This window comes from Mesorhizobium sp. B2-6-2 (assembly GCF_006440615.1).
Lineage (GTDB): Bacteria > Pseudomonadota > Alphaproteobacteria > Rhizobiales > Rhizobiaceae > Mesorhizobium.
The window spans coordinates 357,115-379,894 of sequence record NZ_VFUG01000001.1 but is presented as its reverse complement, the minus strand read 5'-3'; the positions used below and the strand labels follow the sequence as shown (position 1 = coordinate 379,894).

Annotated in this window: 19 protein-coding genes; 12 read left to right on the top strand and 7 right to left on the bottom strand. The window is 65.4% G+C overall.

Annotated features, from left to right (window positions below):
* Positions 1-105: 105 nt before the first annotated feature.
* The 4 genes from FJ419_RS01950 to FJ419_RS01935 form a co-directional block, all read right to left on the bottom strand.
* Positions 106-1,644 (bottom strand): DegQ family serine endoprotease, encoded by a 1,539-nt coding sequence (locus tag FJ419_RS01950; RefSeq protein WP_140687032.1) that lies wholly within the window; start codon positions 1,642-1,644, stop codon positions 106-108.
* Positions 1,645-1,832: 188 nt separating this feature from the next.
* Positions 1,833-2,579 carry an MBL fold metallo-hydrolase gene (locus tag FJ419_RS01945; RefSeq protein WP_140687030.1) on the bottom strand — a complete coding sequence of 249 codons (747 nt, stop codon included), beginning with the start codon at positions 2,577-2,579 and terminating at the stop codon, positions 1,833-1,835.
* A gap of 14 nt (positions 2,580-2,593) precedes the next feature.
* Entirely contained in the window at positions 2,594-3,760 is a 1,167-nt protein-coding gene (locus tag FJ419_RS01940; RefSeq protein WP_140687027.1) for a diphosphate--fructose-6-phosphate 1-phosphotransferase, read from the bottom strand.
* 85 nt (positions 3,761-3,845) lie between these two features.
* A complete protein-coding gene (locus FJ419_RS01935) occupies positions 3,846-4,535 on the bottom strand; it encodes a L,D-transpeptidase (protein WP_224531778.1) in 690 nt (229 codons plus the stop codon).
* A 305-nt stretch (positions 4,536-4,840) separates the two neighbouring features.
* Between FJ419_RS01935 and FJ419_RS01930 the strand changes: the two genes are divergently transcribed.
* On the top strand, positions 4,841-5,464 hold the full coding sequence (locus FJ419_RS01930) for a LysE family translocator (protein WP_140687025.1): 624 nt from the start codon (positions 4,841-4,843) through the stop codon (positions 5,462-5,464).
* A 216-nt stretch (positions 5,465-5,680) separates the two neighbouring features.
* Here the strand turns inward: FJ419_RS01930 and FJ419_RS01925 are convergent, their stop codons facing one another.
* On the bottom strand, positions 5,681-8,374 hold the full coding sequence (locus FJ419_RS01925) for an autotransporter outer membrane beta-barrel domain-containing protein (protein ID WP_246679101.1): 2,694 nt from the start codon (positions 8,372-8,374) through the stop codon (positions 5,681-5,683).
* 323 nt (positions 8,375-8,697) lie between these two features.
* On the opposite strand from FJ419_RS01925, the gene FJ419_RS01920 reads away from it, so the two are divergent.
* Both FJ419_RS01920 and xylB read left to right on the top strand, forming a co-directional pair.
* Positions 8,698-10,023: a tetratricopeptide repeat protein gene (locus FJ419_RS01920; RefSeq protein WP_140687021.1), complete on the top strand. Its 1,326-nt coding sequence runs from the start codon at positions 8,698-8,700 to the stop codon at positions 10,021-10,023.
* 82 nt (positions 10,024-10,105) lie between these two features.
* Positions 10,106-11,560 (top strand): xylulokinase, encoded by a 1,455-nt coding sequence (xylB, locus tag FJ419_RS01915; RefSeq protein ID WP_140687019.1) that lies wholly within the window; start codon positions 10,106-10,108, stop codon positions 11,558-11,560.
* 197 nt (positions 11,561-11,757) lie between these two features.
* Here the strand turns inward: xylB and FJ419_RS01910 are convergent, their stop codons facing one another.
* Complete coding sequence (locus tag FJ419_RS01910; RefSeq protein ID WP_140687017.1) at positions 11,758-12,120, bottom strand: nuclear transport factor 2 family protein; 363 nt, start codon at positions 12,118-12,120, stop codon at positions 11,758-11,760.
* 111 nt (positions 12,121-12,231) lie between these two features.
* On the opposite strand from FJ419_RS01910, the gene xylA reads away from it, so the two are divergent.
* The 3 genes from xylA to FJ419_RS01895 all read left to right on the top strand — a co-directional run bounded on the left by xylA (position 12,232) and on the right by FJ419_RS01895 (position 14,754).
* On the top strand, positions 12,232-13,557 hold the full coding sequence (xylA, locus tag FJ419_RS01905) for a xylose isomerase (protein WP_140546750.1): 1,326 nt from the start codon (positions 12,232-12,234) through the stop codon (positions 13,555-13,557).
* Between the two features lie 171 nt (positions 13,558-13,728).
* Entirely contained in the window at positions 13,729-13,932 is a 204-nt protein-coding gene (locus tag FJ419_RS01900) for a hypothetical protein (RefSeq protein WP_140546749.1), read from the top strand.
* Between the two features lie 60 nt (positions 13,933-13,992).
* Positions 13,993-14,754: a TIGR01458 family HAD-type hydrolase gene (locus FJ419_RS01895; RefSeq protein WP_348642807.1), complete on the top strand. Its 762-nt coding sequence runs from the start codon at positions 13,993-13,995 to the stop codon at positions 14,752-14,754.
* Here the strand turns inward: FJ419_RS01895 and FJ419_RS01890 are convergent.
* A complete protein-coding gene (locus FJ419_RS01890; protein ID WP_140687013.1) occupies positions 14,735-15,715 on the bottom strand; it encodes a GlxA family transcriptional regulator in 981 nt (326 codons plus the stop codon). The two genes, FJ419_RS01895 and FJ419_RS01890, sit on opposite strands and share 20 nt — an antisense overlap.
* A gap of 131 nt (positions 15,716-15,846) precedes the next feature.
* Between FJ419_RS01890 and FJ419_RS01885 the strand changes: the two genes are divergently transcribed.
* From FJ419_RS01885 to FJ419_RS01860, 6 genes are all read left to right on the top strand, one after another.
* Positions 15,847-16,770, top strand: a complete 924-nt coding sequence (locus FJ419_RS01885; protein WP_140687011.1) for a 3-keto-5-aminohexanoate cleavage protein — start codon at positions 15,847-15,849, stop codon at positions 16,768-16,770.
* 70 nt (positions 16,771-16,840) lie between these two features.
* Entirely contained in the window at positions 16,841-17,464 is a 624-nt protein-coding gene (locus tag FJ419_RS01880; protein WP_140687009.1) for an HD domain-containing protein, read from the top strand.
* 5 nt (positions 17,465-17,469) lie between these two features.
* Complete coding sequence (locus tag FJ419_RS01875; protein WP_140687007.1) at positions 17,470-18,591, top strand: carnitine 3-dehydrogenase; 1,122 nt, start codon at positions 17,470-17,472, stop codon at positions 18,589-18,591.
* A gap of 4 nt (positions 18,592-18,595) precedes the next feature.
* Positions 18,596-19,759, top strand: coding sequence for an acyl-CoA dehydrogenase (locus FJ419_RS01870; RefSeq protein WP_140687005.1), 1,164 nt, complete (start codon positions 18,596-18,598; stop codon positions 19,757-19,759).
* A 63-nt stretch (positions 19,760-19,822) separates the two neighbouring features.
* Positions 19,823-21,901: an acetate--CoA ligase family protein gene (locus tag FJ419_RS01865; protein WP_140687003.1), complete on the top strand. Its 2,079-nt coding sequence runs from the start codon at positions 19,823-19,825 to the stop codon at positions 21,899-21,901.
* A complete protein-coding gene (locus FJ419_RS01860) occupies positions 21,894-22,676 on the top strand; it encodes a carnitinyl-CoA dehydratase (RefSeq protein WP_140687001.1) in 783 nt (260 codons plus the stop codon). Before FJ419_RS01865 ends, FJ419_RS01860 begins: the two co-directional genes overlap by 8 nt.
* Positions 22,677-22,780: the final 104 nt, after the last annotated feature.

Genomic DNA, 22,780 nt, shown 5'->3' with positions numbered 1-22,780 from the left:
ATTTGGTCGATCGCGGGGAGTGTTCTCGAAGACGCTCTGGGGAGCAACAGAAATCTTGCAGACAGAGCCTGCCGGAGACGCCGGCAGGCCCTGTCAAGGCCCTTGTCAGCCGGCGGCGAAGGGCACGGCGACGAATATCTGCGCGTCGCCGCGATCGATCAGCAAAAGCACCGACTTCTTGCCGGATTTGCCCGCCTCGGCGATCGCCTGGTTGGCCTGCCTGGCCGTCTTCACCGGCATCTGGTCGACGCCGACAATGACGTCGCCGGGCTGGATGCCGGCGGCCGATGCCGCCTTGTCCGGATTGACCCGCTCGACCACCGCGCCGCGCTGGTTGCCGGCAAGATTGAGCTGGTCGCGGATATCGGGGGTGAGGTCGGTCAGGCCGAGGCCGAGCGAGGGAACGCGCAGGCCCTGTTCGGCCGACGGGCTGCGGCTTTGGTTGCCGTTCGAGGCCGTCTTCTGATCGTCAGCGTTGCGGCCGACATCGGCGGAGATCTGCATCGCCTTGCCCTTGCGCCAGATATTGACGGTTTCCCTGGCGCCCGGCGACACGTCGGCTACGGCGCGCGACAGATCCTTCGGATCCTTGATCTCCTGGCCGCCGAAGCCGGTGATGACGTCGCCGGTTTCAATGCCGGCCTTGGCCGCCGGCGACCCGTCGGTGACCTGGGAAACCAGCGCGCCGCCCGGATGATCGAGGCCGATGGCGCTGGCGACATCCGGGGTGACCGGCTGGATCTGCACGCCGAGATAGCCGTACTCGATGTCGCCGCCCTTCATCAGCTTGGCGACGACCTTCTCAGCCTGGTCCGACGGGATGGCGAAGCCGACGCCGACGCTGCCGCCATTGGGCGAGTAGATGGCGGTGTTGATGCCGATGACATTGCCGTTGACGTCGACCAGCGGGCCGCCGGAGTTGCCGTGGTTGATCGGCGCGTCGATCTGGATGAAGTCGTCGAACGGCCCGCTATGCAGGTCGCGGCCGCGCGCCGAGACGATGCCGGCGGTGACCGTGGTGCCGATGCCGAACGGATTGCCGATCGCCAGCACCTGGTCACCGGTCATCAGCTTGCTGGAATCGCCCCATTTGACGGTCGGCAGCGGCTTGTCGGCCCTGATCTTGAGCACCGCGAGATCGTTCTTGGCGTCGTGTCCGACGAGCTTTGCGGGAAGCTCGGTGCCGTCGTCGAGCGTCACCTTGATCGAGCTTGCACCGTCGACGACATGGTTGTTGGTGACGATCGTGCCGTCGGCGCCGACGATGAAGCCGGAACCGAGGGCCTCCTGCCGCTGCGACTGCTGCTGCGGTGGCGCTTTCGGCATCGGCATGCCCTGATCGCCGAAGAACTGCTGGAAGAACTGGTCGAAGGGCACGTTGCCGCCAAGCGGCGAACCCTCGTCCTGGGCCTGCGCCTTGGTGACCGAGGTGATGGTGACGACGGCCGGCTTGGTGACGGCGATGACAGGCGCGAAGGAGCCGTTCGGGGCGGTGATGCCGGGTACCGGCGTCTGCGTCGTCGCGGCCACGGTGCTCAGGCCGGCATTGTTCTGGGCGAAGGAGACGACGACGGGAGAAATGATCAGCGCAGCGCCCAACAGGGCCGCGACGCGATGTCTGCGAAGAATGTTCATGGGTGACATGGTCGTTTCTGTCCGGGCGAGAGGTTGATCCGGCGCCCCGGATGGCTCTCGAAGCACGCATCCGTTGGCGTGTCGGCGACCGGGTTGCCTGCCTCGCCTTGCATGGCAGCCGGCCGGATCGACAATCAAGATTTAGGGTGCGGAATGGCCTGAATCAGGGCCTTTGGATGACCTTACGAAGATTTAATTCAGGGAGCGCTTACGAATCGCTCTCTCCGGCGCAGATAAGCGGAGGCGATCTCACGCATTCGCTGGGCGGTAAAACTCGGGCCATGGCCGCCATGGCCGATGCGGATCGGCAGGTCGAGCAGCCGCCGCATGGTGCGGCAATAGGCCGTGCGGTCCGAATCCGGCAGATCGTCGATCAGCATGCCGTCATAGATGGCATCGCCGGCGAGGAAGAGGCCATCGGCCTCGTCGAAAAGCGCGATCGAATCCGGCGAGTGTCCAGGCAGGTGCAGCACCCGGAATTTGCGGTCGCCGAGATCGACGATGTCGCCTTCGTCGAGCGCACGCGTCAGCGGTGCCGAGGGAATCCGGTAATCAGCCGCCTTCCAGTCCGGCGCCGGCAGCTTCGAGACGGCGCCGTCGAGATTGTGGAACATGTAAGCGTAGGTGACGGCATCATCCATGACGTCGAACCGCGCCGCGCTCATCTTCGGCCCGAGGCGCAGCGGGAATTCATGCAGCGAGCCGACATGGTCGAGATGGATGTGCGTGGCGACGACGATGAGCGGCTTGCCGGGCGGCGTGTCGATCTCAGGCGCCAGCGGACGGATGCCCATGCCGGTATCGACCAGCAGATCCGCGTCGCGGCCTTTCAGATGCCACATGTTGGCGCGCACGAAATCATGCACGAAGGGTTCGGTCAGCATCGTCGTGCCGGCATCGACTTTCGCCTTGCCGAACCAGTCGCCGACCGCAAGCTCGGGCATCGAGCCGCCGCCCATCAGACGAAGGGCTTGCCGACTTTGTATTTTTCCGGCACCAGCCGCTTCAGATAGGCCATGCCGGCTTCCGACAGCTGGTTGGCATCCGGCTGCATGAAATTGTCGGGCATGTGGCGCGTCTTGCCGGCCACCGCCTTCAGCGGCACCTTCTTCAGCACGGTCTTCGAGCCGTCATACTGGATCGCGACCGAGCCGCCGCCTTCGCCGGCGACGGCAACCGCGAAGGCACCGGCGTCGAAGGCTTCCTTGGCATCGACAGCGCTGATGGCGCCGACATAACCGCGCGGCATATAGCCCAGCGCGTCGACCCGCGCGCGCTTGCCCGGCAGGCCTTCGGCCAGGGCCCGCTCGAGCGCCGCCGGCAGGTCGCTGCCCGACAGTTTGACATTGCCATGCTGGTCGCGCTCGAGCTTGCCCTGCGGCACCAGGCTTTCGACCAGCGCCTTGCCGTCGGCGGTGCTGACGCCTTCCGAGACGGCGACGATGCAGCGCTTGTGGCGGTCCAGCTTTTCGCGCACGTCATCGATGAAGCGCTTCGCCGAGAAGGCGCGCTCCGGCACATAGACCAGATGCGGGCCGCTGTCGGGATCGAGCTGCCAGGCGGCCGCGGCGGCGGTCAGGAAGCCGGCATGCCGGCCCATGACGATGCCGACATAGATGCCGGGCAGCGCGCGGAAATCGAGGTCGACGGAGAGGAAGGCGCCGGCGACGAATTCGGCCGCCGAGATGAAGCCCGGCGTGTGGTCGTTCTCCTCGAGGTCGTTGTCGATGGTCTTGGGCGCATGCACGAAGGCGATCGATCCGCCGGCGGCATCGGTCAGGATCTGCTGCGTGCCCGACGTGTCGTTGCCGCCGATATAGATGAAGGCGTCGGCGCCGGCCTTTTTCAGGCCGTTGAGAATGACCTCGCAATAGGCGGCGTCCGGCTTGTCGCGGGTCGAGCCGAGGGCGGCGCTCGGCGTGCCGGCGATCAGCCACAGCCGATCTTCGGGGATGGCGGAGAGATCGACATAGTTGCCGTCGCGGATGCCGCGCACGCCATGGAGCGAGCCCAGCACTTTGGCGCCGGGATGACGCTTGCGAATCTCCAGCGTGGCGCCGACGACCGTCTGGTTGATGACGGCGGTCGGGCCGCCGCCCTGCGCGATGACGAAGGTTCCAGCCATGCTTTCTCTCCCGAGGCGAAGGTTTTCACGGCACCTTCGCCTGTCTTAGGGCATCGCGCAACGGAAGAGTGAGCCGGCGGAGCGATCAGACGACGACGACCGGGTTCTTCTTGGAAACGCGACTGTAGAGGTCGATGATGTCCTGGTTGATCAGGCGCACGCAGCCCGACGACATGGCCTGGCCGATGCTCCACCATTCGGGCGAGCCGTGGATTCGGTAGCCGGTGTCCTTGCCGTTCTGGTAGATGTAGAGCGCCCGGGCGCCCAGCGGATTGGTGAGACCGCCGGGCTGGCCGCCCTGCCATTTCACCAGTTCGGGCTTGCGCTGGATCATTTCAGGCGGCGGCGTCCACACCGGCCATTCGCGGCCATACTGGATGTTGGCGCGGCCCGACCAGCGGAAGCCGTCCTTGCCGATGCCGACGCCGTAGCGGATGGCGTCGCCGCCCGGCTGGACGAGATAGAGCATGCGCTCCTGCAAGTGGACGACGATGGTGCCGGGCGCTTCGCCGGTCTTGTCGACGACGATCTGGCGGCGGAACTGCGGCTTGACCTTCTGCCACGGCACCTCCGGCACCTGGAAGCCGCCGTCGGTGAGCGAGGCATACATGACGTCCGGGCCGGTGATGTTCTTGTCGACGCTGATCGCCGGACGCATGGGAGGCACGGAACCGGTGACGGTGTTGTCGAGCTGCATTTGCGGCAGGTCGAGCGTGTCGGTGGTGCTGCAGCCGGCAAGGCCGAGCAGCGCCATGGCGCCGGCGCCGGAAAGCATGGCGCGGCGGGAAAGCTGAATTTCGGTATCGATTGCGGCGCCGTTGGAAGGCGGCGTCAGACGTTGCGGCAACTCGCGCATGCACCAAACCCTACGCTGCCGGCGGGGGTCCGGCCGGATCGCAGGCATTTTCGCCATTCATCGTTGAAAAAGGGTGAAAGAGCCCGTGCCAAGCTTAACCCTAACGGATCGTTATGGCGGCCGATGGACCGGCGGCGCGGGCGCCGAAGAATTTTCCGACAGCCCCTTTACATTCTCGCCGGCCCCAGGATTTATCCTTTTCTTTGCGCTCAAGGAGCAGGGAAATGTCCTTCGAAAACTGGGCTGCCTTCGCCGCCGCCTCTTCCATTCTTCTCGTCATTCCTGGCCCGACGATCCTCCTGGTCGTCTCCTATGCGCTTGGGCAAGGCTGGCGCACTGCGTTGCCGATGGCGGTGGGCGTGGCGCTGGGCGACTTCACCGCCATGACGCTGTCGATGCTCGGCATCGGCGCACTGCTCGCGGCCTCGGCAACGGTGTTCACCGTGCTCAAGGTGATCGGCGCCGGCTACCTCATCTATCTCGGCATAAAGCTGTTCCGCGCCGGCGGCGCGCTGAAGGCCGAACCGCGCACCGACGCGGTTTCGGCGGCACGGATGATGGCGCATGCCTGGCTGGTGACGGCGCTGAACCCGAAGAGCATCACCTTCTTCGTCGCCTTCCTGCCGCAATTCCTCGACCGGCATGCCGACTTCTGGACGCAGATGCTGATCTTCGAGACGACCTTCCTGACTTTGGCCTTCGCCAACGCCTTCGGCTACGCGCTGATCGCATCCAGGGCCAGGGCGATCGTGCGCAACCCGAAGGCGATCCGCATCTTCAACCGCACCGGCGGCACGCTGCTGGTCGGCGCCGGCATCGCCACGGTGGCGGTGCGGTCGGGGAATTGATCTGCCCTAAGGTGTGTCGAAATCCAGGTCAGGCCGAGCCGAAAGTGGTGGCTTCCGAGAACCGGCCTACGCCGGCCATAGCCTTCATAGAGCGGAGACACTTATGAGGGCTTCGGCCGGCGAAGGCCGGAGCGGAGCGTACTTAGAATACGTGAGCACCGGAAGCGCAGGAAGCCGCCATTTGCAGGCCGGCCTCACCTGAATATCGACACACCTTCACCATTTCACGCTGACACCCAGATTGCCTTCCAGCACGCGGCGCTTGTCGACGCCGAGATTGGTCGTGTAGTCGCCGGTGGCGAAGACGCTGATCTTGTCGGTCACCTTGGCGACCACGCCGCCGCCGAACTCGAACGAGGTGGACCGGCTCTCCGTCGAGACGTCGGCGCCCTCGAAATCGACACGGTCGGTGCCGCCGAAATCGTGCCAGAGGTTGGCCTTGAGGTAGGGCTGCAGCGGCATCCCGCTGAGGACCGTTTCGCCTTGCAGCCTCAATCCGATCCGGCCGGCGACGTCATCGTCGGAATCGAACGATACCGACGAGAACCTGTCCCTGGTGTCGTCGAGCGATAGATGCTGCCAGACCAGTTGCGCCTGCGGTTCCAGCGTCCAGCCTTGTCCGAGTGCGACCGGATAGCCGCCTTCTAGCGAAGCGGTGACCCCGGTTCCGCCGACATCGATGCCGATGTCGCGCGACGATGAGGCCGAGCCGCCGAAGAAGGTCGCCATCAGCACGCCGTCCATGTACCAGCCGGATTTGCCGATGTGGGTCCAGTAGCCGCCGACGCTGGTGCCGCTGACGTCGAGGCTGCCGACCGCAAGACCATCCTGCCCCAGGGCCTGGCCGCGCAGGTCGCCGTTCATGCTACCATAGGCAAGGAAGAGGCCGGCGCGGTCGACCGACCCTGAGGCGGTTTCGCGGCCGATAAGGTCGAACCCGGCTTGAAGCCCGAACAAAGTGCCGTCGAAGGAGGGCGAGACCGTTCCCGACCAGCCCATCTTGGCATCCTGGCCGAAGATCCGGCCCCAGACCGGCTGCAGATCGGTGTCGGACGATAACAGGCTTTGCTCGCCGCGGCGTTCGTGGAAGGTGCCTAGCGTCGCCATCGTCAGATGCTGCGCGACAGGCGGCACGGCCGAATAGACCGGCACTTCGACGCGATAAAGCAGGATCTCCTGGCCGGGCGCCGGCGTCGGCAGATCGGGCACGGCGGTCGGCACCGGGGGCGGTGGCGGCGGCGGATCGGCCGGCGGTGCCTCGGGCGGAGCCGGCGGCGCCTCGGGCTCAGGATCACTCGCCTGCACCGGCGGCGTCGGATCGACCGGCGGATTGTTGGCATCGCCATCGGTCGGCACCGGCACCGGTGGCAGTTCGGACGGCGGCGGCGGCGGCGCTTCTGTTTCCGGCGCCACGGGTTCCGGCTGCGCCGTCGGCTCCAGCGCTCCAGGCGCGGCCGCCGGCGATGTCGGCGTGATCAGCGCCGAGCGCAGGTACCAGTTCTCCGCGCTGCCGGCGCTGACGCCGCCTTTGAACAGATAATATTCGAAGGCACCGGCCGCGACCGGCGCGTCGAGCGCGAAGGCGTTGGCGCTCGACGTGGCGCCGTTGACGGCCTGCACGACCATGATGCCATCCGCCATGGTCTCGGCGCCGGCGCCGCCGACATTGACCACCGCGATCCCGGTGGAGCCGGAAGCCGTGCCGCCGGAGAGCACAAGCCGGTCGGAGGCGGAGGAATCGTCGCCAAGTTCGGTCTGGATCAACAGCAGGCCGCCGAGTCCGGTATAATTGCCGTTGATCGTCAGCCGGTCGGTGGCGCCGGTATTGCCGTTGGTCAGGTCGATGCGGCCGGCATTGAAGACCTCGGCCAACTGCCCTGACGTGAAGGCCTGGATCGAGGCATTGAAGCCGCCGCCATAGAGCGTGCTTGCCCGGTCGACGTTGATCTTGCCGGTGCCCGTGCCCGAGTCGCCGAGCACGAGGTTGCCGTCCAATGTCAATTGCGTGTCGTTGGTGGCATTGATGGTTTCCCAGTTCTGGACCCTGGTGATGCCATCCAGCTTGACGTTGTCGAAGGTGAGCGTGTCGATGCCGAGACCGCCGTTGAGCGTTTTGGTGCCGCCGAGATTGGCTTTGGTGAGGTTGCTGAGCTTGGCGGTGTCATTGTCGGCGCCGAGATCGACATTGCCATAGATGATGCCGCCGCCGTCCCAGACGAAGCTGTCGGCGCCGAAGCTCATCAGCACGTCGCCGCCGACCGTGCCGCCGGTGATCGTGACACTGTCGTCGCCCCCGCTGACGCTGATGTTGCCGCCGACCGTGCCGCCAGAAAGAATGATGGTATCGGTGTCGAAGCCGGTGACGAGGTTGCGGTCGATGACACCGCCGGACATGTTGAAGTAGTTCTTGTCGAGCTTCATGTTGACGCGGCCGATGCGGCCGCCGGTCATCACGGCGCGGTCGCCATCGTCGAAGAAATCGACGATGCGGCCGCCGCTCATAGTGAAGGTGTCGAGCCCATCGCCCTGGTTGAGCGAGCCGATCTGGCCGCCGCTCATGTTGAAATCGTCGATGCCCGCACCTTGCTGGACATTGCCGGTGACGGTGCCGGCGCCAATGGTGAAGAAATCGGTGCCGTCGCCCTGGTCGACCGTGCCGGTGATGGTGCCGGACCGCATGTTGATGCGGTCCGTTCCGGCGCCGAAAATGACGTTGCCGCTGATCTGGCCCGCGCCGCCGGAAGGGAAAGTCAGCGTGTTGTCGCCGCTTGTGTCGGTGAGGTTGCCGCCGGAATCGCCGCTGTCGCAGACATAGGCAGTATTGCCAGCGGGCGGGCTCAGCACGCATGCCGCAAAGGCCTGGGCGCCTGGCAGCAATGTAAGTGCTGTCGATGCCAGAAGGCCAAGCATCCAAGGATGATCGAGGCCTCTCATCTGTCGATCAGCATTGCTGATATAATCTCACCTTCCGAGAACAGTCTCGGGAGAGAATTTCCAAAGCGCCGCATCGCGTCCTCGCAAATCGCGATTTAAGCCGCCCCGTCCCTGCCGCAATAAGGCCATAATTCGCCTCGTTTTTCAAAGCCTATTCTTCTGCCTATGGTTGATGAGCTGCAATCTCAGGCGGATAGACCTGAGTATTGATTGACCCAGGGCGGTCGTTGGCACGCTCCGCGCCGATGCTTTAGGATCGCGCTCCGAACAGCAAATTCACGATCGTCGAAGGGCATCCAATGGCGCTGAAGGACGCATTCGGCCTGGCTTACTCGGGCGCGACCGAAGCCGGGTTTTCGTCCTACGCCCGCGCCGTGCATGAATTGCAATGCTTCATCGGCGATCCGGTCGGTTCTATCGACCGTGCGATTGCCGATGATCCGGCCTTCGTCATGGCGCATGTTTTCAAGGGCTATCTGTTCGGCCTCGCCACCGAGCGAGATGCGATGGCCGTCGCGCGATCATGCCACACGGCGGCGCTGCCGCTCGCCGGCACCCCGCGCGAACAGGCGCATGTCGCGGCGCTTGGGCATCTCGCCGATGGCCGCTGGCATGAAAGCGCACGCATCCTCGAAGACATCGCGATCGACACTCCGCGCGAGGCGCTGGCGCTGCAGGTCGGGCATCAGATCGATTTCTTCACCGGCAATGCGCGCATGCTGCGCGACCGCATTGGCCGGGCGCTGCCTGCCTGGCAAAAAGGCATGCCGGGCTACCACGCCATTCTCGGCATGCAAGCGTTCGGGCTGGAGGAAATGGGCGATTATGGCCGTGCCGAATCCTTCGGCCGGCAGGCTGTGGAGATCGAGCCGCGCGACGGCTGGGCGCAGCACGCGGTCGCGCATGTCATGGAAATGCAAAGCCGGCAACGCGACGGCATCGCCTGGATGCGCGCCAATCCAGAAGCATGGACCAAGGAGAGTTTTCTCCAGATCCACAATTGGTGGCACCTGGCGCTGTTCCATTACGATCTCGGCGAAACCGACGAGGCGCTCAAGCTCTATGACGGGCCGATCTATGGCGACCGCTCGACATTGGCGCTCAATATGGTCGATGCCTCGGCGATCCTGTGGCGCCTCGCGCTCGGCGGCGTCAATGTCGGCGACCGCTGGGCGGCGCTTGCCGGCAACTGGATGCCGAAAGCCGCCGCCGGCAATTATGCCTTCAACGACGCGCATGCGATGATGGCCTTTGTCGGCGCAGGCCTGGAGGCGCCGGCCAAGACGCTGCTCGACGCGCAACGCGAGGCGATGCGCGGCGAGGATGACAACGCCGCCTTCACGCGCGATGTCGGCCATCCGCTGACGCTTGCGATTAAGGCCTTCGGCGAAGGCAAATATGACGAGGCCGTGCGCCTGATCCGGCCGATCCGCTCGATCGCGCATCGTTTCGGCGGCAGCCATGCGCAGCGCGATGTGATCGACCTGACGCTGATCGAGGCCGCTCTGCGCGCCGGCGATACGGCGCTCGCGCGGGCGCTGACGGCCGAACGGCAGCTCGCCAGGCCCGACAGCCCGCTGTCGGCGCTGTTCTCGCGTCGCGCCGCCGATTTGTCAGAGAATTGACCCGGAGCGGATCTTGTCCTAAAAACTGGCCAAGCCAGATTTTTTCGGGATCCGAAAAAATTAACGGCAGTGGGAGGAAATCATGTATCTCGGCCTCGACCTGGGCACTTCGGGCGTCAAGGCGCTGCTGATCGACGACGGCCAGAAGGTCATCGGCTCCGGCCATGGCTCGCTCGACGTCTCGCGGCCGCATCCCGGCTGGTCGGAGCAGGATCCGGCGCATTGGATCGAGGCCTGCGAGACGGCGATTGCCGAACTCAAGGCTTCCCATCCGAAGGAGCTGGCCGCGGTCAAGGGCATCGGCCTTTCCGGCCAGATGCACGGCGCCACGCTTCTCGACGCCTCGGACAAGGTGCTGCGCCCCTGCATCCTGTGGAACGACACGCGCAGCCATGTCGAGGCGGCCGCGCTCGATGCCGATCCACGCTTCCGCAAGCTCACCGGCAACATCGTCTTCCCGGGCTTCACCGCGCCGAAGCTTGCCTGGGTGAGGAACAACGAGCCCGCAATCTTCGCCAAGGTAGCCAAGGTGCTGCTGCCCAAGGACTATCTGCGGCTGTGGCTGACCGGCGAGCACATCTCCGAAATGTCGGATTCGGCCGGCACCTCGTGGCTCGATGTCGGCAAGCGCCGCTGGGCGCCGGAACTGCTGGCGGCGACATCGCTCGACGAAAAGCACATGCCCTCGCTGGTCGAAGGCACGGCCAAGGCCGGCGCCTTGCGGGGCGAGCTCGCTTCCAAATGGGGTGTCGCGACAGGCATCCCGATCGCCGGCGGTGCCGGCGACAATGCGGCCTCGGCCTGCGGCATGGGCACGGTCGGCGCCGGCCACGCTTTCGTGTCGCTCGGCACATCGGGCGTGCTGTTCGCGGCGAACGCCTCCTATCTGCCCAATCCGGAAAGCGCGGTGCACACGTTCTGCCATGCGCTGCCCGACACCTGGCACCAGATGGGCGTGATCCTGTCGGCCACCGATTCGCTCAACTGGCTGTCGGAGATCACCGGAAAGGGTGCCGGCGACCTGACGCATGAACTCGGCGATATGCTGAAGGCGCCGACGGGCGTTACCTTCCTGCCCTATCTCTCGGGCGAGCGGACGCCGCACAATGATTCCGCCATCCGCGGCTCCTTCACCGGGCTGGCGCATCAATCGAGCCGGGCCGTGCTGACGCAGGCGGTGCTCGAGGGCGTCGCCTTCGCCTTCCGCGACAGTCTCGAAGCGCTTAAGACGGCCGGCACGACACTGAGCCGGGTGACCGCGATCGGCGGCGGCTCGCGCTCGCGCTATTGGCTGAAGGCGATCGCCACCGCGCTGCAGGTGCCGGTCGACATCCCGGCCGACGGCGATTTCGGCGCCGCCTTCGGCGCGGCGCGGTTGGGCTTGATCGCCGCGACCGGCGCGGATCCGCTTGGCGTCTGCACCGCGCCAGCGACGGATGCGACGATCGAGCCGGATGCCGGGCTTGGTGGGGCTTATGCGGATGCTTATCAGAGGTATCGTGCACTTTATCCGGCGATCAGGGCGGTAACCGCGTGAGCAGGCGCGAGGCCCCCCTCTCTGCCCTGCCGGGCATCTCCCCCTCAGGGAGGGAGATTGGATGTCACGCCGGCTTTCGCCAATCGCCGGCGTTGCAAGGAGAGGCCAGGCCTCGAAGCTGCCAATCTCCCCCCTTGAGGGGGAGATGGCCGGCAGGCCAGAGGGGGGTGCCTCGCGCCACTCTTACCCGGTTAGCCTCACTGCGCCGGCACCTTGTCCAAAAACCCGGTGACGCTCTTCAGGCGGCCGTTCTCGATAACGCCGATGTCGGTGCCTTCGATGACGGATTCCGTGCCTTCCGGCCCAAGATTCCACGAGAAGCGGATCTTGTCGGCGAAACCGTCCGGCTCATCCTTCAGCGAGAAGCGGAAGCCGGCGAAACGCTGCTGGACACCGTCGATCAGCGCGGCGATGCCGTCATGGCCGTCGCCCTGCATGACCGGGTCGCGATAGCTGACATCCTTGGTGAAGGCAGCTTCGAGCAGCGCCTTGCGGCGCTGCGCATCGCTCTCGTTCCAGGCGGCGATGTAGGTGCGGGCGATCGTGTTGAGGTCGGTCATAGTCATGGTCCTTCGTTGGATCGTTTCGACATGACGCTTTTCGCCCGGCAAAAGAGTGAAACCAATTACGCCTGAGGTAATCGGGAAACCATCTCGAAGAGGAAGGAAACCATGAGCAGCGGATTTTTCGGCGACATCAAGACAATCAAGTATGAAGGGCCGGATTCGCCCAATCCGCTGGCCTATCGCCATTACAACCCCGATGAGGTGGTGGCCGGCAAGCGGCTGGAAGACCATCTGCGCTTCGCCGTCGCCTACTGGCATTCCTTCGCATGGCCGGGCGGCGACCCGTTCGGCGGCCAGACCTTCGACCGGCCCTGGTTTGCCAAGCCGGGCGGCGTCGACACGATGGAACTGGCCAAGCTCAAGGCCGACGTCGCCTTCGAGATGTTCTCGTTGCTCGGCGCGCCCTATTTCTGCTTCCACGACGCAGACGTGCGCCCGGAAGGCAAGGATTTTTCGGAGAGCGCCGCGCGCCTCGACGAGATCGCCGACTATTTCGCAACCAAGATGGAAGAGACCGGCGTCAAGCTCCTCTGGGGCACGGCGAACCTCTTCTCGCACCGCCGCTTCATGTCGGGCGCGGCCACCAATCCCGATCCGGATGTATTCGCCTATGCGGCGGCGACGGTGAAGAGCTGCATCGACGTCACCAAGAAGCTCAAGGGCGAGAACTATGTGCTGTGGGGCGGCCGCGAGGGCTATGAGACGCTGCTCAACACCGACCTTGCCCGCGAGCAGGAACAGGCCGGCCGCTTCCTCAACCTCGTCGTCGATTACAAGCACAAGATCGGTTTCACGGGCACGATCCTGATCGAGCCGAAGCCGCAGGAGCCGACCAAGCACCAGTACGACTACGACGTCGCCACCGTCTACGGCTTCCTCAAGCGCTTCGGGCTGGAGAAGGAAGTAAAGCTCAACATCGAGCAGGGCCACGCGATCCTGGCCGGCCATTCCTTCGAGCACGAGCTGGCTTTGGCGAATGCGCTGGGAGTCTTCGGTTCGATCGACATGAACCGCAACGACTACCAGTCGGGCTGGGACACCGACCAATTCCCCAACAACGTGCCGGAAATGGCGCTGGCCTATTACCAGGTCCTGCAGGGCGGCGGCTTCAAGACCGGCGGCACCAATTTCGATGCCAAGCTCAGGCGGCAGTCGCTCGACCCGGACGACCTCCTGATCGGCCATATCGGCGGCATGGATGCCTGCGCGCGCGGCCTCAAGGCGGCGGCCAAGATGATTGAGGACAAGGCGCTGTCCGGCCCGCTCGCCGAGCGCTATGCCGGCTGGAACACCGCGGAGGGCAAGGCGATGCTTTCGGGCGAGCGCACGCTGGAGGAGATCGCCGAGCGCGTCGTGAAGGAGAAGATCGAGCCGCAGCCGCGCTCCGGCCGGCAGGAGCTGCTGGAGAACATCGTCAACCGCTACGTCTGATCGCTCAGGCGGAATGCCCGACCGTATAGCGTTCGCGCGGGGCAGAACTTCACGACAAGGTTTTGCCCCGAGCCGCCCCTTAATCGCCCCGCTCTTGCCTTCAAACAGCCGTCACGGAACTCGTATAAACGTGGCTCCTGTGGCGGGTGAAGAAGAAGGAGGCGAACCGATATGCAGCATGAACGCGAGATCGACGCCCTGCTTTCGTCCGGCGAAGCCGGATCGATCATCGACCGGCTGATGGCGTTGCCGCATTCGAAAGACGGCGGCCGCAAGACAAATGAATGGGACCGCGCGGTCGCCGCGCGGTTGGAAACGGCGCTGGCCAAGAGCATGCGCACGCGCATCGTCGGCGACGGCCGCGACGCCGCCTGACAATTCCCGTGATTTGACGAAAAGAGGTGGCTTCTCCATCCTGCACCGATGATACGCGCGGTGCTGCTTGATCTTGTGGGTGTCGTCTACGATGGCGATACCCCGATCGCAGGTGCCGTGACCGCGGTCGAGCGTTTGCGCAAGGCCGGGCTGCCGCTCCGCTTTGTCAGCAACACGACGCGCTCGCCGCGCAGCAAGATTGTCGCGCAACTTGCCGCGATGGGCATCGAAGTTGCGGATGAAGAATTGCTGACGCCGGCGCGCGCTGCGATCGAATGGTTGCGCAGGCATGGCCGCGAGCCGCATCTGCTCGTCCATCCCGATCTCGAAGCAGAGTTTTCGGGCCTGGAGGGAGGAAGCAGCAAGGCGGTCGTCGTCGGCGATGCCGGGGAGTCCTTCGACCACGCCAGCCTCAACCGGGCTTTCCGCGAGCTGATCGCCGGCGCCGATTTTGTGGCTTTGGCCACCAACCGCACCTTCAAGGATGCCGACGGCCAGCTCAGCCTCGACGCCGGCGCCTTCGTTGCGGCCCTCGAATTCGCCAGCGGCCGAAGCCCAGTCGTGCTCGGCAAGCCGTCGGCGGACTTCTTCCTTTCGGCGCTCGCCGATTTGAACTGCGCTGCGGCCGATGCGGTCATGGTCGGCGACGACGCGGAGAGCGATGTCGCCGGCGCGCTGCGTGCCGGGCTCGGCGCGGCGCTGCTCGTGCGAACCGGCAAGTACCGACCCAACGACGAAACGCAATACGATCCGGCTCCGACGGCGTTGGTCGACGACCTCGCCGCCGCGACAGACTGGATTCTCAACCGCGCCGAAGCCTGACCGGCGCCTCGCCGAAAGCCCTTGAAAATGCCCTGGAAAATGCCGCGGCGGATGAAAAGCCCGTACGCCCGGCAATGTCCGCCATGGCGATGCGCGTGTCGACGACGAGACGGCGAGCGGCGCTGAGGCGCAGCCTCAGATAATAGGCGCCGGGCGTCTCGCCGATCGACTTGCGAAAAATGCTTTCCAGCGTCCGTGCCGTGACGCCGGCGCGTCTGGCCACGGCGTCGATGGTGAGCGGCTGGTCGACATGCGCTTCCATCAACCGGATCGCCTGGGCAAGCCGCGGATCGTAGCCGTCGAGCCGGCCGAGCGAGACCAGCGGCTGCGCGTCGGTCGCGGCGCGCGCCTGGTCATAGATGAAGACGCTCGCCACATCGAGCGCAGCGGCCATGCCGAGCCTCGTGCGGACCAGATGTAGCATCAGGTCGAAGGTCGGCGAGGCGCCGCCGGAGGTGAAGACCGGCCCGTCGATGACGTAACGGTCCGGCCGCACATCGACGCCCGGGAATGCGGCGGAGAAATCCTCCATGTCCTCCCAATGCGTGGTGGCGCTGCGCCCCTCGAGCAGGCCGGCGCGCGCCACCAGCCAGGTGCCCGCCTCGACGCCGCCACAGGCGCGGGCAGCGCGCGCTGCCCTGCGCAAGCCCGCGAGCAATGCCGAGGTGGCGTAGTTCTGCGTGCCGAAGCCGGCGACGACGACCAGCATGTCGGTGGCCTCGGCCGCGTCGAAGCGGCCGCTGACAGCCACGGGAAGGCCGCATGTCGTGACCGGCGCCTCGCCGGTGACCGAGACCAGCTTGAAATCGAACAGCATCTCGCCTGAGATGCGGTTTGCTGCGCGCAGCGGGTCGACGGCCGAGGCCACGCACATGATCGACGACCCCGAGAACACCAGGAGCGTAACCTTGAGCGTCCCGCGCTCGGACCGAAAGATGGTCGGCTTTTCGCTTTTGATCATGAGACCTTCGTAAAACGCAAAACAGTTTCCGACAAGTAGGGCATTCTCGGTGAATTGCCGTGCATGCCGTTCCGCTATCGGCTCCCGCTTCTGGGTGGCATGCATGGCCGATCGAATCTGGGAGGATCAAGATGCCGCTTGCGATGAACCGCGAGGTCTTCATTACCTGTGCCGTGACCGGCTCCGGCGGCACGCAGGACCGCAGTCCGCATGTGCCGCGCTCACCCAAGCAGATCGCCGATTCGGCGATCGACGCCGCCAAGGCGGGTGCCGCGATCGTCCATTGCCATGTGCGCGACCCCGAGACCGGCAAGCCGAGGCGCGACGTGCATCTCTACCGCGAGGTGACCGAGCGCATCCGCGAGGCGAACGTCGACGTGGTGCTGAACCTCACCGCCGGCATGGGTGGCGATATGGTGTTCGGCTCGCCGGAAGCGCCGTTGCCGCTCAACGAGAAGGGCACCGACATGGGCGGCGCCACCAACCGCATGGAACATGTGCGCCAGTGCCTGCCGGAGATCTGCACACTGGACTGCGGCACGATGAACTTCGCCGAGGCCGACTATGTGATGACCAACACGCCCGGCATGCTGCGCGCCATGGGCGGCATGATGACGGCGCTGGGCGTCAAGCCTGAGATCGAGGCCTTCGACACCGGACATCTGTGGTTCGCCAAGCAGCTGGTCGAGGAAAAGGTGCTCGATCCCGACGCGCTGGTGCAGCTCTGCATGGGTGTGCCATGGGGGGCGCCGGACGACCTCAACACCTTCATGGCGATGGTCAACAACGTGCCCTCGACCTGGAACTGGTCGGCCTTCTCGATCGGCCGCAACCAGATGGCCTATGCGGCGGCGGCCGTGCTAGCCGGCGGCAATGTCCGCGTCGGCCTGGAAGACAATCTGTGGCTCGACAAAGGTGTGCTGGCGACCAACGCGCTGCTGGTCGAACGCGCGGCCAGCATCGTCACCAATCTCGGCGCGCGTGTACTTGGACCCGAGGAAGTGCGCAAGAAGCTCAACCTGACCAAGCGGGCGCCGATCGCAGCCGCGGCATAAGCATGATCCCGAAAAGTGGGAACCGGTTTTCGGACCAGATCATGCTCAAACAAGACTTCGGGAGCGCACCATGGCTACCGTCAAATTCAGCGCGATGAAGGACGGCGACAAGGAAGACTACGAATTCCTGACCGCCCATGAGATCGACTACGCCGCCAAGACCGGCGACCGGCTGCTCGACGCGCTCGTGCAGCTCGACGAGGGTCTGTCGGGCTACAAGATCACCCGACTCGGCCATTCGCTGCAGGCGGCGACGCGCGCCTGGCGCGACGGCGCCGACACCGACTGGATCGCCTGCGCGCTGCTGCACGACATCGGCGACATCTACGCGCCCTACAACCACGACGAATACGCGGCTGCGATCCTGAAACCCTTCGTGCGCGAGCAATGCACCTGGGTGGTGGAGAAGCACGGCGATTTCCAGCGCCTCTATTACGCGCATCATCTGGGCGGCAACCGCCATGCCCGCGACCGCTTCGCCGGCCACCTCTATTTCGACGACTGCGACCAGTTCTGCGAGCGATGGGACCAGTCGAGCTTCGATCCCGACTACGAGACGCTGCCGGTCGAATTCTTCCGGCCCTTCGTCCTCGAAGTGTTCGCCCGAAAGGCCTACGATCCGGCGGTGATCCGCGCCGGCGAGCGTGTGGCCCTCACCGACCCCGAAACAGCCAAGACGAGAACCGGAGCCTGACAAGCATGAGCATCATCAACAAGGCGGCCGCCATCGGCGGCGGCGTCATCGGCGCCGGCTGGGTGGCGCGGCTGCTGCTCAACGGCATCGACGTGTCGATCTTCGATCCGGATCCCGAAGCCTCGCGCAAGGTGGGCGAAGTGATGAAGGGCGCGAGGCGGGCCTACAAGCAGATGCTGCCCGGCGGCCTGCCCAAGGAAGGCAAGCTTACCTTCGCCAAGACCATCGCCGAGGCGGTTGCCGACGCCGACTTCATCCAGGAAAGCGTGCCGGAGCGGCTCGACCTCAAGCACAAGGTGCTGGCCGAGATCGACGCGCATGCACCCGCCAATGCCATTGTCGGCTCGTCGACCTCCGGCATCAAGCCGACCGACATGCAGGTGGCGATGAAGAAGCACCCGGAGCGGCTGGTCGTCGGTCATCCGTTCAACCCGGTCTATCTGCTGCCGCTGGTCGAGATCGTCGGCGGCGAGCAGACCTTCCCCGAGGCCATTGAGGTGGCCAAGGAGCTCTACGCCTCGATCGGCATGAAGCCGGTGGTGGTGCGCAAGGAGATCGAGGCCTTCGTCGGCGACCGCCTGCTCGAAGCGGCCTGGCGCGAGGCGCTGTGGCTGGTCAAGGACGGCATCTGCACCGTCGAGGAACTCGACGACATCATGCGCTATTCCTTCGGCCTGCGCTGGGCGCAGATGGGCATGTTCCAGGTCTATCGCGTCGCCGGCGGCGAGGCCGGCATGCGCCACTTCATGGCGCAGTTCGGGCCTTGCCTGAAATGGCCGTGGACCAAGCTGATGGACGTGCCCGAGTTCAACGACGAGCTGGTCGACCTGATCGCCACGCAGTCGGACGAACAGGCGCACGGCCTGTCGATCCGCGAGCTGGAGAAGATCCGCGACGACAATCTGGTCGCGATCATGGAAGCGCTGTCGAGGCAGAACAAAGGCAAGGGCTGGGGCGCCGGCGCGCTGCACAAGGACTATACCAGGCAGCTCGCCAAGCTGGCCGCGAAGAAGACTCCAGCCAAAGCTGCCGAAAAGGCCAAGCCGGCGAAGAAGGCAGCCAAGCCGGCAAAGGCTGAGAAGTCCGCCAAGGCCGACAAGGCGAAGAAGAGCAAGAAGAAGGGCTGAGGCAATGCATTTCGGTCTTTCGGAAGAACAGAAGCTCATCGTCGAGACCACGCGGGCCTTCGTCGAAAACGAGCTCTACCCGCATGAGCGCGAGGTGGAGCGCACCGGAGTGCTGCGCCGCGAGCTGATCGACGAATTGAAGGCGAAGGCAATCGAGGCCGGCCTCTACGCCGCCAACATGCCGGCCGATGTCGGCGGCGCCGGCCTCGATACGGTGAGCTGGCTGCTCTACGAGAAGGAGCTCGGCCGCGCCAATTACGCGCTGCACTGGACCTGTGTGGCGCGTCCGTCCAACATCCTGCTCGCCGGCACGCCGGAGCAGCGCGAGAAATACCTCTTTCCCTGCATTCGCGGCGAGAAGTCGGACTGCCTGGCGATGACGGAACCCGGCGCCGGCTCCGACCTGCGCGGCATGAAGGCGACCGCGGTGCAGGACGGCTCGGACTGGGTGCTCAACGGCACCAAGCATTTTATCTCGCATGCCGACATCGCCGATTTCGCGATTTGTTTCATGGCATCGGGCGAAGAGGATTCGCCGCGCGGCAAGCGCAAGAAGATCACCGCCTTCTTCGTCGACAAGGGCACCAAGGGCTTCACCGTGCGCGACGGTTACCGCAATGTCTCGCATCGCGGCTATACCAATTCGATCCTGGAATTCGACGACTGCCGGCTGCCGGCGTCCCAGGTGCTCGGCGAAGTGCACAAGGGCTTCGACGTCGCGAATTCGTGGCTCGGCGCGACGCGTCTCCAGGTTGGCGCCACCTGCCTCGGCCGCGCCGAGCGCGCGCTCTCGCACGCCATAGAATATGCCGCGCAGCGCCAGCAGTTCGGCCAGCAGATCGGCAAGTTCCAGGGCGTTTCGTTCAAGCTCGCCGACATGGTGACGGAATTGAAGGCGGCGGACCTGATGGTCTTCGAAGCCGGCTGGAAGTACGATCAGGGCACCGTCACCGACCAGGATATGGCGATGGCCAAGCTGAAGGCCACGGAGATGCTGGCCTTTGTCGCCGACGAGGCCATCCAGATCCATGGCGGCATGGGTCTGATGGACGACCTGCCGCTGGAGCGCATCTGGCGCGACGCCCGCGTCGAGCGCATCTGGGAAGGCACGTCGGAGATTCAGCGACATATTATTTCGCGGGCGCTGCTGCGTCCGTTCGGAGCTTAGAGCATGATGCACCAAGGCCGGATCCGGCCTTGGACAAGATCGCGCTCAAACGAAAAGATGGCCATGCATAAACTCGAACGTCTCCTGCGCCCGAAATCGATCGCCGTGTTCGGCGGGGCGCAGGCCGCCGCCGTCGTGGCGCAGTCGATCAAGATGGGCTTTGCCGGCGAGATCTGGCCGGTGCATCCGACCAAGGACGAGGTCGCCGGGCGCAAGGCCTACCGCTCCGTCGCCGACCTGCCGGGAGCGCCGGACGCCGCCTTTGTCGGCGTCAACCGGCATCTCACCATCGAGGTGATCAAGGCGCTGGCCGAACGCGGCGCCGGGGGCGCCGTCTGCTTCGCCGCCGGCTTCCTCGAGACCGAAGCCTATGACGAGGACGGCGAGCGGCTGCAGGCGGAGCTCGTCGCCGCCGCGGGCCAGATGCCGATCATCGGGCCGAACTGCTACGGCCTGATCAACTATGCCGACGGCGCGTTGCTTTGGCCCGACCAGCATGGCGGCATCAGGCTGGCCGAGGGCGGCAAGGGCGTCGCCATCATCACCCAGTCGTCCAACATCGCCATCAACATGACGATGCAGAAGCGCGGCCTGCCGATCGCCTTCCTGATGACCGCCGGCAACCAGGCGCAGACCGGCCTTTCGGAAATGGCATTGGGCCTGATCGAGGACGAGCGCGTCACCTCGCTCGGCCTGCATATCGAGGCCTTCGACTCGGTCGCCGGCTTCGAGAAGCTGGCGGCCCGGGCGCGCGAATTGAAGAAGCCGATCATCGCCATGAAAGTCGGCCGCTCGGAGCAGGCAAGGCAGGCGACGGTGTCGCACACTGCCTCGCTGGCCGGCTCGGACGCCGCCTCCGGCGCCTTTCTGAAGCGTCTCGGCATAGCGCGCGTCGATTCGATTCCCGCCTTCATCGAGGCGCTGAAGCTGCTGCACATCACCGGACCATTGCCCGGCTACAGGCTCTCGTCGATGAGCTGCTCGGGCGGCGAGGCCTCCGTCATGGCGGACAGCGCCGAGGGGCGCTGGGTGCATTTCCCGGCACTGACGGCCGAGCACCGCGCGCATGTCAAATCGACGCTCGGACCGCTGGTCGCGGTCGCCAATCCGCTCGATTATCACACCTTCATCTGGAACAACGAGCCGGCGATGACGGCCACCTTCACCGCCATGGTGTCGGGCGGCTTCGACCTCAACATGCTGGTGCTCGACTTCCCGCGCCCGGACCGCTGTTCCGACGTCGACTGGTGGGCGACGCTGCGCGCCTTCGAGGCGGCGCTGAAGACCAACAAGGCGCAAGGCGCGATCGTCTCCTCGCTGCCGGAAAACCTGCCTGAGGAATACACCGCCGGCCTGATGGCGCGCGGCATGGTGCCGTTGTTTGGCATCCCGGAAGCCATGGACGCCGCCCAGGCCGCCGCCTTCATCGGCTGGGCCTGGCGCGAGCCGCAGGCGCAGCCGGTCGACACCACCGCGGCAGGCGCATCCGAAGCCAAACGCGTGACGCCGGACGAGGCCGAGGCCAAGGAAAGGCTGATCAACGCCGGCCTGCCGGTGCCGAAGGGCGAGCGCGCTTCCAATGCGGTCGAGGCGGTTATCTCCTCCATGACGCTGGGCTTCCCGGTGGCGCTGAAGGCGCTCGGCGTGACACACAAATCGGAAGTGGGCGCGGTGCGGCTCAACCTCAAGGACGCCGAATCCGTCAGCGCCGCCGCGCATGACCTTTTGCCGCTCGGCACCGGGCTCTATGCCGAGCGCATGGTGCGTGACGGCGTCGCCGAGCTGATCGTCGGCTTCACCCGCGACCCGATGTTCGGCGTGGTGATGACGCTCGGCACCGGCGGCGTGCTGGTCGAGCTTTTGCGCGACAGCGTGACCCTGATGCTGCCGGCGACGCGCGACGACATCGAAGCGGCATTGCGTGGGCTCAAGCTCTATCCTCTCCTCGAAGGCTATCGCGGCCGGCCCAGGGCCGACGTCGACGCCGCCATCGACGCCATCGCCGGCATTGCCGGTTTCGTCCAGAAGAACGAGGGCGAGATCGAGGAACTCGACATCAACCCGCTGATTGTCTGCGCCAAAGGCAAGGGCGCCTGGATCGCGGATGCCTTGCTGGTGCTTGGAGAAAAGAAGAATGGCTGAAATCATCACCACCCGCCGCGAGGGCACGATCATCGAGGTCACGCTCGACCGGCCGAAGGCCAACGCGATCGACCTCAAGACGTCGCGGCTGATGGGCGAGACCTTCAAGGCGTTCCGCGACGACCCGGAGCTGCGCGTCGCCATCGTCAAGACCGCCGGCGACAAGTTCTTCAGCGCCGGATGGGACCTCAAGGCGGCGGCCGCCGGCGACGCGGTCGACGGCGACTACGGCGTCGGCGGCTTTGCCGGGCTGCAGGAGTTGCGCGACCTCAACAAGCCGGTGATCGCCTGCGTCAACGGCATGGCGGTGGGCGGCGGCTTCGAGCTGGCGCTGTCCTGCGACCTCATCTACGCCTCGGACCATTCCTCCTTCGCGCTGCCCGAGATTCGCGCCGGCACGCTGGCCGACGCAGCGACGATCAAGCTGCCGAAGCGCATCCCTTACCATATCGCCATGGACCTTCTGTTCACCGGCCGCTGGATGGATGTCGCCGAGGCGCATCGCTGGGGCCTGGTCAACGAAGTGCTGCCCAAGGACAAGCTCGAGGAGCGCGTCTGGGAGATCGCAAGGCTCTTGGCAAGCGGCCCGCCGCTGGTCTTCGCTTCGATCAAGGAGACGGCGCGGGTGGCCGAGGCGCTGACCTTCCAGGACGCCATGAACAAGGTGACGCGCAGGCAGTTGCCGACGGTCGACAAGCTCTACGGCTCGGAAGACAACATGGAGGGGTTCCGGGCGTTCGCCGAGAAGCGCGAGCCGGTTTGGAAGGGACGATAGCATCGGAGATGACGGCGCGAGGCACCCCCCTCTGCCCTGCCGGGCATCTCCCCCTCAAGGGGGGAGATCAAATGTCACGCCCGCTTTCGCCAATCGCCGACGTG